The 15,110-nt window shown below is 62.9% G+C and carries 12 protein-coding genes; 10 read left to right on the forward strand and 2 right to left on the reverse strand.

What is annotated here, in order from left to right; all coding sequences use genetic code 11:
• The first annotated feature begins 498 nt into the window (after positions 1-498).
• On the forward strand, positions 499-705 hold the full coding sequence (locus L0U82_RS14385; protein ID WP_007180614.1) for a cold-shock protein: 207 nt from the start codon (positions 499-501) through the stop codon (positions 703-705).
• Between the two features lie 251 nt (positions 706-956).
• Here L0U82_RS14385 and L0U82_RS14390 read toward each other — a convergent pair whose 3' ends face one another.
• Positions 957-1,685 (reverse strand): immunity 52 family protein, encoded by a 729-nt coding sequence (locus L0U82_RS14390; RefSeq protein ID WP_233833284.1) that lies wholly within the window; start codon positions 1,683-1,685, stop codon positions 957-959.
• A gap of 85 nt (positions 1,686-1,770) precedes the next feature.
• Positions 1,771-3,027 (reverse strand): NADP-dependent isocitrate dehydrogenase, encoded by a 1,257-nt coding sequence (gene icd, locus L0U82_RS14395; protein WP_233831836.1) that lies wholly within the window; start codon positions 3,025-3,027, stop codon positions 1,771-1,773.
• A 386-nt stretch (positions 3,028-3,413) separates the two neighbouring features.
• Here icd and L0U82_RS14400 point away from each other — a divergent pair, with 386 nt between their 5' ends.
• From L0U82_RS14400 to L0U82_RS14440, 9 genes are all read left to right on the forward strand, one after another.
• Positions 3,414-3,983 (forward strand): pseudouridine synthase, encoded by a 570-nt coding sequence (locus L0U82_RS14400; protein ID WP_233831837.1) that lies wholly within the window; start codon positions 3,414-3,416, stop codon positions 3,981-3,983.
• Between the two features lie 451 nt (positions 3,984-4,434).
• Complete coding sequence (locus L0U82_RS14405; RefSeq protein ID WP_233831838.1) at positions 4,435-4,626, forward strand: hypothetical protein; 192 nt, start codon at positions 4,435-4,437, stop codon at positions 4,624-4,626.
• 144 nt (positions 4,627-4,770) lie between these two features.
• The gene (locus L0U82_RS14410) at positions 4,771-5,286 is read left to right on the forward strand and encodes a DUF192 domain-containing protein (protein WP_233831839.1); all 516 of its coding nucleotides are present in this window, start codon (positions 4,771-4,773) and stop codon (positions 5,284-5,286) included.
• Positions 5,287-5,592: 306 nt separating this feature from the next.
• On the forward strand, positions 5,593-7,698 hold the full coding sequence (gene fusA / locus L0U82_RS14415) for an elongation factor G (RefSeq protein WP_233831840.1): 2,106 nt from the start codon (positions 5,593-5,595) through the stop codon (positions 7,696-7,698).
• A 254-nt stretch (positions 7,699-7,952) separates the two neighbouring features.
• A complete protein-coding gene (locus tag L0U82_RS14420) occupies positions 7,953-8,480 on the forward strand; it encodes a cupin domain-containing protein (protein ID WP_233831842.1) in 528 nt (175 codons plus the stop codon).
• Between the two features lie 441 nt (positions 8,481-8,921).
• Positions 8,922-10,607 carry an ABC transporter substrate-binding protein gene (locus tag L0U82_RS14425; protein WP_233831844.1) on the forward strand — a complete coding sequence of 562 codons (1,686 nt, stop codon included), beginning with the start codon at positions 8,922-8,924 and terminating at the stop codon, positions 10,605-10,607.
• Between the two features lie 68 nt (positions 10,608-10,675).
• The gene (locus L0U82_RS14430) at positions 10,676-11,704 is read left to right on the forward strand and encodes an ABC transporter permease (protein ID WP_233831845.1); all 1,029 of its coding nucleotides are present in this window, start codon (positions 10,676-10,678) and stop codon (positions 11,702-11,704) included.
• Positions 11,701-12,597 (forward strand): ABC transporter permease, encoded by an 897-nt coding sequence (locus L0U82_RS14435; protein ID WP_233831846.1) that lies wholly within the window; start codon positions 11,701-11,703, stop codon positions 12,595-12,597. The genes L0U82_RS14430 and L0U82_RS14435 overlap by 4 nt, the downstream gene beginning before the upstream one ends.
• On the forward strand, positions 12,594-14,855 hold the full coding sequence (locus L0U82_RS14440) for an ABC transporter ATP-binding protein (protein ID WP_233831847.1): 2,262 nt from the start codon (positions 12,594-12,596) through the stop codon (positions 14,853-14,855). Before L0U82_RS14435 ends, L0U82_RS14440 begins: the two co-directional genes overlap by 4 nt.
• Positions 14,856-15,110 lie beyond the last annotated feature (255 nt).

Genomic DNA, 15,110 nt, shown 5'->3' on the forward strand with positions numbered 1-15,110 from the left:
CGCCCGTTCGCTGCCGCCCGGCCGGTCACAAACCTGTCATGAACTCCCGGGCATGCGCGTTTTCGACGGGCCGATTGCGGTGCCGGCCCCTCTCCTGTCATGCTTCGCGGCGTGTGCTGCACCGCGGTCGGGTCGAGTATCGCACAACCTGCCGGAGCTGGCTGGGAGCGCTCGCGCGGCCGGCTTCGGCGCGTCGGGCACAGTCAGCATGTGAGTCGATTATGCGACTTTTCAAGTCACGCCGCTTGCGGGACCGCACATAACGGAAGCGGTAAAAACCCTGGAAAAGCCGCGTGTTTGCAACGCGACAACGTCGTCTCAAAATTTTCTTGACACTCGAATAAAGAGCCCCAACAATCAAGCTGGCACTTTTTTCACTGCGCCATAATTTTCGAAAAAATGCCGATGGTGAGCTTGTGAGGAGGGAGCGGCTGCTTCGCGTGGTCGTGGCTTTTCGAGGGCTCGTGGTAGTGACATGAGTTACAGGGGAAGTTGGAAATGGCAACTGGTACGGTCAAATGGTTTAACGACGCAAAAGGTTTCGGATTCATCACGCCTGACGAGGGTGGTGAGGATCTGTTTGCACACTTCTCGGCCATCCAGATGAATGGGTTCAAGACCCTCAAGGAAGGTCAGAAGGTCACCTTCGAGGTCGTGCAAGGCCCGAAAGGCAAACAGGCATCGAACATTCAGGCACCCGCCTGAAGCAATTCGATACCCGTCCTTTGAGACCCGGCTTCGTGCCGGGTTTCTTTTTGCAGCGCCGATTTTCTCGCCGCCGATTTACCGGCTGAAAACCGGCCAGATATTCCGGGCAAAAAAATGCCCCGGACCGTTGTCGGCATCGAGGCATTTATGCGCGCTAGATAATAGCGGTGCATCAATTACATATTTTCGATCAGAATCGGTGTATCACAGATAAGCATCGAGATTGCGCCGGCGCTGCCGTCAGGCTTTCAGATATCAGCGTAAGCGGGCAACAAATCCTGATCGACTAGCCGAATTTCGATGCGATTGGCGGTCTCTACGTGCTCCGGGTTGTCCACTGAAAAAACGCCATCGGCGACGCTCGCGATAATCGTCCCGATCTGCTTTTTGCCCGCGTCCCTTATCGGAATCAAGGCGCGAGCTTCAGGCACCTGTTGTACGGTGATTACTTTCGGCAGGTACAGCATCCAGCCGACGCCCGGCTTGTCATCGAACACCCTCTTTTCGAAGTATTCCAGCGGCCACACCTGGATGACGTTAGGGTTGAATTCGGTCGCGATCAGGCTGACGTACCGCACGAAATCATCGTAGTTAACCAACTCACCGTTTGCCGGCTCCGTTCGATTCGTCAGCGACAATCCAAGGGAATTCGGCTCACCGGGCGGCAGTAATTGGCAGACCATGCTGCCGCCGATTTGCGTGCCTTCCGGGTGCGCCCAGATGCCCACGGAAGTCACATCAGTGACGTGTCGAAATTCTTCCCTGATGACTGCAAGCGCCGCCGCGGCAGGTGCATCGCCATCAAAAGCCGAGTACAGCTTCGCTTCTGCCAGCGTATCTCCTTTCAAGTGCCATTCGTTTTTTGCGATCCCTCCGCGTTGCCCGATGGCATCCGCGAGCCGGCCTAGACGCGCCAATGCCACTTCGAAGTCGGTCACCGCGAGTGTTCCATCGCGGAATTGAACATGGATTTCGATGCTGGACATGTCCCGCGCTAATCTCGTGATTCAATTGGATTTTTCTCACTTCGCGGGACGTTACCGAACGTCCCCGAACCAACGCTTACATATTCTCGATCATCACCTGCCCAAATCCTGAGCACGACACCTGAGTCGCCCCTTCCATCAGACGCGCAAAGTCGAAAGTCACGCGCTTTTGCTGAATCGATTTTTCCATCGAGCTGATAATCAGATCCGCGGCCTCGAACCAGCCGAGATGACGCAGCATCATTTCCGCCGAAAGGATTTCCGAGCCCGGATTCACGTAGTCCTTGCCCGCGTACTTCGGTGCGGTGCCGTGCGTCGCTTCGAACATCGCGACCGAATCCGACATGTTGGCACCCGGCGCGATACCCATGCCGCCGACCTGCGCGGCCAGTGCATCCGAGATGTAATCACCGTTCAGATTCAGCGTCGCGATCACGTCGTATTCGGCCGGGCGCAGCAGGATCTGCTGCAGGAACGCATCGGCGATCACGTCCTTCACGACGACGTCGCCGCCCGTCTTCGGATTCTTCACCTTCATCCACGGACCGCCGTCGATCAGTTCCGCGTTGAACTCCTTTTGCGCGAGCGCATAACCGTAGTCGCGAAACGCGCCTTCGGTGTACTTCATGATGTTGCCTTTGTGCACCAGCGTGACCGAGCGGCGCTCGTTGTCGAGCGCGTACTGGATCGCCTTGCGTACCAGACGCTCGGTGCCTTCGCGCGACACCGGCTTCACACCGACGCCGGACGACTCCGGAAAGCGGATCGTCTTCACGCCCATTTCATCGCGCAGGAAGTGGATCAGCTTCTTCGCCTGCTCCGACTCGGCCGGCCATTCGATGCCCGCGTAGATGTCTTCGGAGTTTTCGCGAAAGATCACCATGTTGGTCTTCTCGGGCTCGCGTACCGGCGACGGCACGCCCTTGAAGTACTGCACCGGACGCAGGCACACATACAGATCGAGTTCCTGGCGCAGCGCGACGCTGACCGAGCGGATGTCGCCGCTGATCGGCGTCGACAGCGGCCCCTTGATCGCCACCCCGTATTCTCTGACCGCGTGCAGCGTTTCTTCCGGCAGCCATACGTCCTGGCCGTACACCCTGGTCGCCTTCTCGCCCGCGTAGATTTCCATCCAGTGGATTTTCCTGTTGCCCGCGTACGCTTTCTCGACTGCCGCATCCACGACCTTGATCATGACCGGCGTGATATCGACACCGGTGCCGTCGCCTTCGATAAACGGGATGATCGGCTGGTCGGAAACATTGAGCGAGAAATCGGCGTTGACGGTAATCCTGTCGCCACCGGTCGGAACCTTGATGTGCTGATACGGCATGATCGGACTCCAGTGAAAGCTGTGCAAAAGCTGATGGGAGACTGCGAAAGAGGTGCCATTCGCCGCGCGATGCCGGACACCCGCGAGCGGCCTGGGCGCTATTCTAGCCCACGCCCCACGCGGGTCGCGGCGCGTCGCGACGGCCGATTTCGCGACCTCCACGACGCCCGCGGCAGCCGACGTTCATCTCCGCGTTCGTCTATAAGACAGAGGAATTCCGAACCCGGTTTATCGATTATCATCGCGCGATTCATGACCGGACCGACGTGCGCGCGGCAGGCTCTCGACGATCCGCGCGCGAGTGTCGCGACGTATTCTGTGACAATCTCGTGAGCCGCGCCGTCGCTTCGATCCGCGCGACCTCGCAACCCTCTGCCGTTTCCCCTATGCGCCTTCTCGCCCTGAACAAGCCATTCGGCACCATCTGCCAGTTTTCGCCGCATGAGACACGCGAGTCGCTCGCCGACTGGGTCAAGGTGCCTGGCGTCTATCCGGCCGGACGGCTCGATTCCGATAGCGAAGGCCTGCTGCTGCTGACCGACGACGGCGCATTGCAGGCGCGCATCGCCGAGCCGCGTCACAAGCTTGTCAAACGCTATTGGGCGCAAGTCGAAGGCGCGATCGACGACGCCGCGTTGAAGAAACTCGCCGGCGGCGTCGATCTCGGCGACTACGTCACGCGTCCGTGCCGCGCGAGCTACGTCGAGCCGAGCGATGCGCTATGGGCCCGCACGCCGCCGATCCGCTATCGCGCCGCGATACCAACCACGTGGGTCGAGCTGTCGATCAGCGAAGGCAAGAACCGCCAGGTGCGCCGCATGACGGCCGCGGTCGGCTTTCCGACGCTGCGTCTGGTGCGGGTCGGTGTCGGCGCGCTCGACATTTTTTCGCTGGGACTCGAGCCCGGACAGAGCGTCGAATTGCGATCGAACGCGCCGTGGGACGGCATTACCTGAATCCATGACGAACGCGTGAAACGACTCACAGGTGCCACTCGAATAATGTTTCACGGTCGTGATAATCGCTTCTAACCCGTTGTATCGGCAAACAAACTGATGCGTGAAACGCGGCGCGGAAAGCGTGAAACAAATACGCCGACGCGTGCCTTCGCAAGGCATTTTCATCGCGTTTTATCTCGATAAAAATTTTCGACGAAATTCGCGTCAACCGCCGTTGAACCCCACGCGTTATTCGACCCAGATGCCGCTGAAGCTATCCGGCATTGAGCCTTAAAGACCTTTGCGCAAGCCGTTTTCGCGGCGAGCACGGAAGTCCGAACGCTAACAGACGCGTCGAAGCAATTTGTTCGATGCGGCTGTCAACCGAAAGGTGGATGGCACGTTTACCGACATGACTCTATAAAAGCCGGGTCATCTGGTTAATCAACTCAAGCTGAGGATTTACAAAATGAACAAACTGATCGCCGCTCTGGTCGCTGGCCTCTTCGCAACGGCAGCATTCGCACAAGCTTCGGCTCCGGCAGCTTCGGCACCGGCAGCAGCTTCGGCACCGGCAAAGAAGGCAACGAAGAAGACGCACGCCAAGAAGTCGCACAAGAAGGCAGCAGCAGCTGCTGCAGCTTCGGCAGCTTCGGAATAAGTTGCTTGTAAAAACGCAGTCAAGAACACGCTTCATTGCCGTTCTTACGGCGTTGAAAGGCAGATCACCGCAAGGCGATCTGCCTTTTTGTTTTTGACGCGCTCGCGTAACATGCGCGAGTTAATTTCAGCAAGGAGTCTTGCCGTGCGATTTCCCATGCGCTCGTTGATGGCGCGCTTTGCTCTCACCGTTGCACTGCCGCTCGCGGCGATTTCGTTTGCGGCCACCACCGCCCCCGCTCACGCGCAGCAGATGCCACCGGGCGCGAAGCAGCCCAGCGAATTTCCGCGCGTCAAGCTAACCGCTGGCATGTTCGTGATCGACGCGGCCGTCGCCGCCAACGACGCGGACCGCGAACAGGGTTTGATGTACCGCACCAATCTCGCGCCGAACGAAGGCATGCTGTTCGTGTTCAACGAAAACGCCGGCCACTGCTTCTGGATGAAGAACACGCTGATCCCGCTGTCGATCGCCTTCATGCGCGCGGACGGCACGATCACCGATATCGACGAGATGCAGGCCGAGACCACCAATAACCATTGCCCGACGCACAACGGCGTCTTCGCGCTCGAAATGAGCAAGGGCTGGTTCTCGTCGAAGGGCATCAAGCCGGGCATGCAGGTCCAGGGCTTGCCGCCGGTGCCGGGGCTGACGCAGTAAATCACCCAGCGACGCGCGCAGCCATGCAGGCTGCCGAATGCGGGCCGCCTCAAGTAAGTCAAACCCGCTCCCACCACCGCTTTCCAGCTTTTCCATAAAAAGCCGGCGCCGCTCCAGGCGCCGGTTTTTTTTCGTCCGCAAAGGCCCGCGCGGGCAGGCTCCGCGCCGGCTGGCGGCATTCATGCAAAAGACCGACCGACGCGCTATCCTTGTAATCTCTGTCCGGCAGCATCCGGGCAGGCTCACCGGGCGGCCCGCATGACCGCCCGGCATGCGTTTCAGGCGCACCATTCCAAGGAGATTCACGTGCCCCGCAAGACTCCCATCGAGCGCTACCGGAATATCGGCATCAGCGCTCACATCGATGCCGGCAAAACCACCACCACTGAACGCATCCTGTTCTACACCGGCGTGACCCACAAGATCGGCGAGGTTCACGACGGTGCGGCGACGATGGACTGGATGGAACAGGAGCAGGAGCGCGGCATCACGATCACATCGGCGGCCACCACGGCGTTCTGGAAAGGCATGGCCGGCAACTATCCGGAGCACCGGATCAACATCATCGACACCCCGGGACACGTCGACTTCACGATCGAAGTCGAACGCTCGATGCGCGTGCTCGACGGCGCGTGCATGGTGTACGACTCGGTCGGCGGCGTGCAGCCGCAATCGGAAACCGTGTGGCGCCAGGCGAACAAGTACAAGGTGCCGCGTATCGCGTTCGTCAACAAGATGGACCGCGTCGGTGCCGATTTCTTCCGCGTGCAGCGGCAGATCGGCGATCGTCTGAAGGGCGTCGCGGTGCCGATCCAGATTCCGATCGGCGCGGAAGATAACTTCCAGGGCGTGGTCGACCTCGTGAAGATGAAGGCGATCTTCTGGGACGACGCGAGCCAGGGCATCAAGTTCGAATACCGCGACATTCCGGCGGAGCTGGCCGCCACCGCGAAGGAATGGCACGACAAGATGATCGAGTCCGCCGCCGAAGCGAACGAAGAGTTGCTTGAAAAATACCTCGGCGGTGAAACGCTCACCGAAGACGAAATCAAGCAGGCGCTGCGCGCGCGTACGATCGCCAACGAAATCGTGCCGATGCTGTGCGGCAGCGCGTTCAAGAACAAGGGCGTGCAGGCGATGCTCGACGCGGTGATCGACTATCTGCCGTCGCCGGTCGACATTCCGGCGATCACCGGTCACGACGAACACGACAAGGAGATCGAGCGTCATCCGAACGACGAAGATCCGTTCTCCGCGCTCGCGTTCAAGATCATGACCGACCCGTTCGTCGGCCAGTTGATCTTCTTCCGCGTGTATTCGGGCGTCGTCAATTCGGGCGACACGGTCTACAACGCGATCAAGGAAAAGAAGGAACGCCTCGGCCGTATCCTGCAGATGCACGCGAACGAGCGCAAGGAAATCAAGGAGGTCTACGCGGGCGACATCGCCGCGGCGGTCGGCCTGAAGGAAGCGACCACCGGCGACACGCTGTGCGATCCGAATCACGTGATCATCCTCGAAAAGATGATCTTCCCCGAGCCGGTGATCTCGCAGGCAGTCGAGCCGAAAACCAAGGCCGACCAGGAAAAGATGGGCATCGCGCTGAACCGTCTCGCGCAGGAAGACCCGTCGTTCCGCGTGCAAACGGATGAAGAGTCCGGCCAGACGATCATCTCCGGCATGGGCGAGCTGCACCTCGAAATTCTGGTCGACCGGATGAAGCGTGAGTTCGGCGTCGAGGCCACCGTCGGCAAGCCGCAGGTCGCGTATCGCGAAACGGTGCGCAACAAGGTCGAAGATGTGGAAGGCAAGTTCGTCAAGCAGTCGGGCGGGCGCGGCCAGTACGGCCACGCGGTGATCACGCTGGAGCCGTCCGAACAGGGCAAGGGCTACGAATTCGTCGACGCGATCAAGGGCGGCGTAATTCCGCGCGAATTCATCCCGGCGGTCGACAAGGGCATCACGGAAACGCTGAAGGCCGGCGTGCTGGCGGGCTATCCGGTCGTCGACGTGAAGGTGACGCTGACGTTCGGTTCGTATCACGACGTCGACTCGAACGAAAACGCATTCCGGATGGCCGGCTCGATGGCGTTCAAGGAAGCGATGCGCAAGGCGAAACCGGTGCTGCTCGAGCCGATGATGGCCGTCGAAGTGGAAACACCCGAAGACTTCATGGGCAACGTGATGGGCGATCTGTCGAGCCGTCGCGGCATGGTGCAGGGCATGGAAGACATCGCCGGCGGCGGTGGCAAGCTCGTGCGCGCCGAAGTGCCGCTCGCCGAGATGTTCGGCTATTCGACGTCGCTGCGCTCGGCCACCCAGGGCCGCGCGACCTACACGATGGAGTTCAAGCACTACGCCGAAACGCCGAGCAACGTGGCCGAGGCCGTGATCAACGCGAAGAAGCAGTAAGCGTCGCGAACCTCGCGTCGCGTTGAGCAACGGCGGCGGGCGGCAAGCTGAAGCCCCTCGTCCGCGCGTGCAACCCGAAGCCCGTTCCTTGCGAACGGGCTTTTTTTATCGCCACGCCTATCGCAACGCCGCGACGCGATGCGCCGCATCGCACGTCCGCACCGCGGCTTTTTTAAACGTGCAAGAATGCCGGACAGTCGGCATTGCTCACGTACTCACGCGAAGCACGGCCGCGAGGCCAGGGAGGAGACACCATGAGCCAGGATCACGAACACCCGCATTACCGGGCCGAGCACGAGGCCACCGACGGCACCGCTCACATCGACTGGCGCGAGCACGGCGTGAAGGTCATCCGCGGCGATCAGCTCGACACCAACACCGCGCAGACGCCGGGCATGAACCGTGCGGCGGCGATCAACGCGGCGCGGGTCGGCGCGCAGAAGATCTGGGCCGGCACCGTGACGATCCATCCGAATGCGAAGACCGGCGCGCATCATCATGGCGCGCTCGAAAGCGTGATCTACGTGGTGCGCGGCCAGGCGCGCATGCGCTGGGGCGAGCAGCTCGAATTCACCGCCGAAGCCGGGCCGGGCGACTTCATCTTCGTGCCGCCGTATGTGCCGCATCAGGAGATCAACGCGAGCACCGACGAGCCGCTCGAATGCGTGCTGGTGCGCAGCGACAATGAAGCGGTCGTGGTCAATCTGAACATCGACGCGGTCGAGCAGCCCGAAACGGTCTACTGGGTCGATCCGATTCACAAGCATCCGCACGATCACTAAGGCGCTCGCGCGTCACGACGACGGCTACGGCACAGGCACGGGGCTGGCGGTGAATCTCGCGGCCCGCTGCCGCACCGACCGGTAAGGATTCAAGCGCGATACCGGCAATTCGTCCACCACGGCGTCGAGGCCGCCTGAAGCGCGTGGCGGCAACCGTTGTGATGGCGATACACCCGCCTCCTTTATCGGCCGATCGGCAAGCTCACGGCGCCGCAAGCGCGCCAGAGCCTTGAGCAATCGCTTACACTGGGGCGGCTTTCGCGCGGCGTTGCGTTTGCATTGCATTTGCGTCGCGGTGGCCCGCGATCTGCTAGCGCTACGTGCATAGCGCACTGCGCGTTGCATCGTCCGCGGCTCGCACAGATTGCACCGCTTGTGCCCTGCTGCGCGACACCACTGAACCGGCAATAGAAGCAACAGAACGGACTGGACACTCGATCGATGAAAACACCCGCGGACCGACTTCTCGCCTCCCAAGCCGCACTCAACGCAACCCGCCTCACCGCCGATGCCTATGGCAATCACGCCCTCGACGAATTCGCCGCCGGCCGCCTGACGCGCCGCGAACTGCTGCGCTATGCGAGCGTAATCGGCCTGTCGTTCGCGGGCAGCGGGCTGTTCGGCGTCTCGCGAGCGCAGGCGCAAGGCGCCGCGGGGACCTCGGCCGCATCGAACCAGACGATCCGCGTCGCGCATCTGACGCCGGCCGGCGCGGTCGACCCGCTCACGGTGACCGACGCCGCGAGCCTCGCGCTGCTGAACCAGACCGGCGAATTCCTGATCGACGACGACGGCGAAAAGCTGCAGTTGAAACCGGCGCTCGCGCTGTCGTGGAAGCCGAACGACAAGGGCGACGTGTGGACCTTCAAGCTGCGCCAGAACGTCAAGTTTCACGACGGCCAGAGCTTCGGCGCGAAAGACGTAGTGGCCACCTTCGACCGTCTCGCCGATCCGGCCAGCGGCTCGGCCGCGCTGTCGGTGCTGAAGGGCGTGCTGTCGAAAGGCGGCGCGAAGCTCGTCGACGAACACACGGTCGAATTTCATCTGGACGCGCCGAACGGCAACTTTCCATACTACGTTTCCTCGGACAATTACAACGCGGTGATCCTGCCCGCCAATTACGCGGGCAATTACGAAAAGAGCTTTATCGGCACCGGTCCGTTCCGCTTCGAGAAGTATCAGCCGAAGGTCGGCGCGTCGTTCGTGCGCAACCCGGATTACTGGGGTGAGAAAGCGTTACCGCAACGCGTACAGTTCACCTTCTATGCGGACGAGCAGGCGCAACTGCTCGCACTGCAAGGCCACCAGGCCGACGTGATGGGCACCTTCACCGTGCAGGGCGGCATAGGCATCCTGAACAATCCGGACTACAAGGCGGTTGGCGTGAAGTCGAGCGCGCATCGGCAGATTCACATGCGCAACGACAGTCCGTTGTTTAAAGACAAGCGGGTGCGTCAGGCGCTTGCGCTGTCGCTCGATCGCGACGTGATCGTGCGCGGTCTCTTCAAGGGCCGCGCGCAGTTGGGCAACGACAGTCCGTTCGCGCCGGTGTTTCCGTCCTCGGATGCAGGCGTGCCGCAACGCAAGATCGACATCGCGAAGGCGAAGCAGTTGCTCGCGCAGGCCGGCGTGCCGAACGGCTTCGACGTCACGCTGACCACCGAAAAGTACATGGAGATTCCCGACCTCGCGGTGGTCGTGCAGAACGCCGCGAAGGCGATCGGCGTGCGCATCAATCTGAAGATCGAAAGCCAGTCGCTCTATTACGGCTCGGGCACACCGGGCAAATCCGACTGGCTCGACTCGCCGCTCGGCATCACCGACTACGGTCATCGCGGCGTGCCGAACGTGTTCCTGAATGCGCCGCTGACGAGCAACGGCACGTGGAATGCCGCGCACTTCAAGAACCCGCAATACGATCAACTGGTCGCGCAATTCGTCGCGGCCATCGACCTCACGTCGCAACGCAAAATCGCCGGCGACATTCAACGGCTGCTGCTCGATGAAACACCGGTGATCATTCCGTTCTTCTACGATCAGCTGATCGCGATGCGCAAGGGCGTGAACGGCGTGCGCTTCACCGCGCTCGCGCAGTTGTATTTCGATCGCGCGACGCTGAGCGCGTAACGCGCGCCGCGTTGCATCAGCGTTCGCGCTTCGCCCAGTTTCGACAGGACTCGCCAGGAGAATCAACGATGTCGGCCCCGGCGCCCTCCCCCGCATCCGCAACATCCCGCACACCGCGCGCGGCAAACGGCAACGCCGGCCGTGTCGCGAGTTTTGTCGCGACGCGCGTCGGACTGTCGCTGATCACGCTGTGGCTGCTGTCGCTGATCGTGTTCGCGGGCGGCCAGTTGCTGCCCGGCGATATCGGCCGCGCGGTGCTCGGACCGCTCGCCGACGCGCGCGCGGTCGCCGCGCTCAATCATCAGCTCGGCGCGGACCGGCCGCTTCTGACGCAGTACGTCGACTGGATCACGCATTTCGTGCGCGGCAACATGGGGCTGTCGTATGCGTACCGCGAACCGGTCGGACCGTTTATCGCCGACGCGCTTGCGCATTCGGCGAAGCTCGGTCTGCTCGCGTTCTGCGTGGTCGTGCCGCTCGGTATCGCGGGCGGCGTGTGGTCGGCGATGCACGCGGGACGCTGGCTCGATCGCACGATCAGCATCGCCGGTTTGTCGGCGACCGTGGTGCCGGAGTTCGTGTCGTCGATCGTGCTGATTCTGGTGTTCGGCGTGTGGCTGCGCTGGCTGCCGATCGAGGCGTCGTATCCGCCCGATGCGGGCGTGCTCGAACAGTTGCGGCATCTGGTGCTGCCGGTCCTGCCGCTGGTGCTGGTGTTCTTCGGCTATATCGCGCGGATGGCGCGCGCCGGCACCGTCGAAGCGCTCGATGCCGACTACACGCGCACCGCGATCCTGAAGGGCCTGCCGCGCCATCTGGTGATCTGGCGGCACGTGCTGCGCAACGCGCTGCTGCCGACCATCACGGTGGCCGCGACACAACTCGGCTATATGATCGGCGGGCTGGTGGTGGTCGAGACTCTGTTCCACTACCAGGGCATCGGCTCGCTGATCTACAACGCGGCCAAGGCGAAAGACTTTCCGATGCTCGAAGCCGGCGTGCTGACGATCGGCGTCGTCTATACGCTCGCGAATCTGGTGGCCGATGCGTTGCACGTGCTGCTCAATCCGCGGCTGCGGGTCAGGAGCGCCGAATGAGCACAACCGCGCCGCCCAGCATGCCGCCACCGCCGACCTCTTCTTCGATGCGAGACGCCCCCGCCGAGCCGCGCTTCCCTCGCCTCGGTCTGTTGCTGCGCTCGCCGACCTTCATCGTGGGCACACTGATCGTCGTGTGGTGGATCGGCTGCGCGATCGCCGGACCGTGGCTCGTGCATCTCGATCCCTACGCCTCCGATCCGTTGAACTCGCTGACGCCACCCGACCGCACGCACTGGTTCGGCACCGATCAGCTCGGCCGCGACGTGTTCTCGCGCGTGATCGTCGGCGCGCGCGACATCCTGACGATCGCGCCGCTCGCGACGCTGCTCGGGACGATCGCGGGCACCGCGCTCGGTCTGCTGGTCGGCTACTTCGAAGGCTGGGTCGACAACGTGGTGGGCCGCATGATCGACGCGGTGCTCGCGCTGCCGCTCGTGATCGTCGCGCTGCTCGCGCTGGCCGCGGTCGGCGCGTCGAACCTGACGGTAATTCTCGTGATCGGCATCACGTTCACGCCGATCACCGCGCGCACCGTGCGCGCCGCCGTGTTCACCGAACGCCATCTCGACTACGTCGCGGCCGCGCAGCTGCGCGGCGAACGCGCGCCCTACATCATGTTCGTGGAGATCCTGCCGAACGTGTTGCCGCCGATCATCGTCGAGGCGACCGTGCGGCTCGGCTATGCGATCTTCGCGGTCGCGACGCTGTCGTTTCTCGGCTTCGGTATCCAGCCGCCATCGGCCGATTGGGGGCTCGCGCTGTCCGAGTCGTACACGTTGATGGCGGGCGGCGCGTGGTGGACCGTCGTATTCGCGGCGGGCGCGATCGCATCGCTGGTGGTCGGCGTGAACCTCGTCGCCGACGGCGTGCAGGGAGTGCTCGACCAATGAGTGCAGCGCCGCCCGGCTCGTTTGCAATGTTCGACGTGTCGAAGAGCGACCGCGCCGATGCGTTGACCATCGTCGGTCTGACTGTCACGTACCAGATCCGCGGACGCGATCGCGAAGTGCTGCAGGACGTGTCGTTTCGCGTGCGGCGTGGAGAAGCGTACGGACTCGTCGGCGAGTCGGGCTGCGGCAAGTCGACGGTCGCGATGGCGACGCTGCGCTATCTGCCTCGCAACGGCAAGGTGAAGGCGGGCAAGATCGTGATCGCCGGCGAGGATGTGCAGAAGCTCGGCGCCGATGCGCTGCGCCGCATGCGCGCGACGACGATCTCGATGGTCTACCAGGATCCGGCGCGCGCACTGAATCCGTCACTGACGATCGCGCGACAGGTCTCCGAAGCATTTGAAGCAGCAGGTGTCGCGCGCGACGAAGCGCTGCAACGCACGCTCGATATGTTGAAGCGCGTGCGCATCGGCGAGCCCGAGCGCGTGATGGATAGCTATCCGCATCAACTGTCGGGCGGCATGCAGCAGCGCGTCGTGATCGCGATGGCGCTCGCGTCGAACCCCGCGCTGCTGATTCTCGATGAGCCGACCACCGGACTCGACGCGACCGTCGAAGCGGAAGTGCTCGATCTGATCGCGCAACTGCGCGAGGAACTCGGCACCGCGGTGCTGTTCATCAGCCATAACCTCGCGGTGATCGGCCGCATGTGCGAGCGCATCGGCGTGCTGTACGCGGGCAAGCTGGTCGAGGAAGGCGCGACGCGCGACGTGTTCGCGCGGCCGCGCCATCCCTATACGGTCGGACTGCTGCGCTGCCTGCCGACGGCCGGACGCAGCAAGGACACCGAGCGGCTCGATACGATCGCGGGCAGCCTGCCGCCGCCGGGCTCGGTCACGCAGGGCTGCATTTACGCGGAGCGCTGCCGTCTCGCGGATGATCGTTGCCGCCGCGATGCGCCGCCGCCTTATCGGCTGACGGCCGCGCATGGGGATCAGATGGCGCGTTGCCATTACCACGAACGGGCGGTGGAGTTGCCGCGTGCGGTGGTGATGCACGCGCCGGCGGCTTCGGCGGGTTCCGCAACTTCGGTGGCTTCGGCTTCGACGGCTTCCACGACTCTGGACGCCTCGCGCGAATCCCCGCATTCCAGACCCGTACTGCGCGCGCGCAATCTGTCGAAAACGTTCCACGCTTCCGGCGTACCGCTGCGCGCGGTCGACGACGTATCGCTCGATCTCGCCAGCGGCGAGACACTTGGCCTCGTCGGCGAATCGGGCAGCGGCAAGACAACGCTCGCGCGGCTGATGCTCGGCCTGCTCACGCCCGATGCGGGCAGCGTGCTCGAACTCAATGGCGCGCCGCTCGCCGCGCGCGTCACGCGCCGCAGCGACGAGCAGTTGAAGTCGATGCAGATCGTGTTCCAGAACCCGGACTCGGCGCTCAACCGCGCGCACTCGATCAAGCGGCTGATCGGCCGCGCGCTCACGCGTTTCACCGCGTTGCGCGGCGAAACGGCCGACGCGCGGGTCGCCACGCTGAGCGACGCGGTGCGGCTGCCGCAACGCTATCTCGACGCGCGGTCGCGGCAGTTGTCGGGCGGCCTCAAGCAGCGCGTCGCGATTGCCCGCGCGTTTGCCGGCGAACCGCGCGTGGTGGTCTGCGACGAACCGACGTCATCGCTCGACGTATCGGTGCAGGCCGCGATCCTGAACCTGCTCGCCGATCTGCAACGCGAGCGTGATGTCAGCTATGTGTTCATCTCGCACGATCTGCACGTGGTGCGCTATGTGTCCGATCGGATCGCGGTGCTCTATCTCGGCCGCTTGCTGGAGATCGGACCCGCCGCCGCAGTGTTCGACGGACCCCAGCATCCTTATACCGAGGCGTTGCTGTCGGCGGTGCCGACGTTGAACGGCCATGACATGCTCGTGGACTCGCGCGGCGAGCAAGGCGATCGTCAGCCAGCAGTGCGTACGCGTATTCGTCTCGACGGCGAGCCGCCCGGCGCGAGCGCGATGCCGTCGGGCTGCGTATTTCATACGCGCTGTCCGCGCAAGCTCGGCGCGATCTGCGAGCAGCAGGACCCGCCGTTTCTCGATGCGGACAGCAATGTCGACGAGCCGCGTGCGCATCGAATCCGCTGTCATATTCCTGTCGAGACGCTGCGCGAACTGCAAGCGGCTTCACGCGATAGCACCGCGAACCAGCCAACCGACGACGGCACCTCCGACGACTCGACCCATCACGCGCCATAGCGGCGCATCGCGTTTCGCGTGCCGGGTTGCCCATTCAGCGCATCTCGCGCGACAGCGCCGGCCTTAACGAATCGCGCGTCGCAACGCGTTTTTCAGGCCGCGCGTTTCATCGTCGAAACGTTTTCTCGCGCTTTTTCCTCGTGCGCATCGCACATCCCAATCCTGCCTGTGTCGCCTCAAGCTTCCGCGACTCGTGGCATGGATATCGCTAATCAGCGCGCAGAGATTCGAAGCCGCATTGGACACATACGAAGG

The organism is Paraburkholderia sp. ZP32-5, from assembly GCF_021390495.1.
Lineage (GTDB): Bacteria > Pseudomonadota > Gammaproteobacteria > Burkholderiales > Burkholderiaceae > Paraburkholderia.

What these genes read in the sequence shown, in the direction of transcription:
- L0U82_RS14385 (WP_007180614.1), top strand. Translation starts at nt 499, where the DNA reads ATGGCAACTGGTACGGTCAAATGGTTTAACGACGCAAAAGGTTTCGGA.
- icd (WP_233831836.1), bottom strand. Translation starts at nt 3,027, where the DNA reads ATGCCGTATCAGCACATCAAGGTTCCGACCGGTGGCGACAGGATTACC.
- L0U82_RS14400 (WP_233831837.1), top strand. Translation starts at nt 3,414, where the DNA reads ATGCGCCTTCTCGCCCTGAACAAGCCATTCGGCACCATCTGCCAGTTT.
- L0U82_RS14405 (WP_233831838.1), top strand. Translation starts at nt 4,435, where the DNA reads ATGAACAAACTGATCGCCGCTCTGGTCGCTGGCCTCTTCGCAACGGCA.
- L0U82_RS14420 (WP_233831842.1), top strand. Translation starts at nt 7,953, where the DNA reads ATGAGCCAGGATCACGAACACCCGCATTACCGGGCCGAGCACGAGGCC.
- L0U82_RS14425 (WP_233831844.1), top strand. Translation starts at nt 8,922, where the DNA reads ATGAAAACACCCGCGGACCGACTTCTCGCCTCCCAAGCCGCACTCAAC.
- L0U82_RS14430 (WP_233831845.1), top strand. Translation starts at nt 10,676, where the DNA reads ATGTCGGCCCCGGCGCCCTCCCCCGCATCCGCAACATCCCGCACACCG.
- L0U82_RS14435 (WP_233831846.1), top strand. Translation starts at nt 11,701, where the DNA reads ATGAGCACAACCGCGCCGCCCAGCATGCCGCCACCGCCGACCTCTTCT.
- L0U82_RS14440 (WP_233831847.1), top strand. Translation starts at nt 12,594, where the DNA reads ATGAGTGCAGCGCCGCCCGGCTCGTTTGCAATGTTCGACGTGTCGAAG.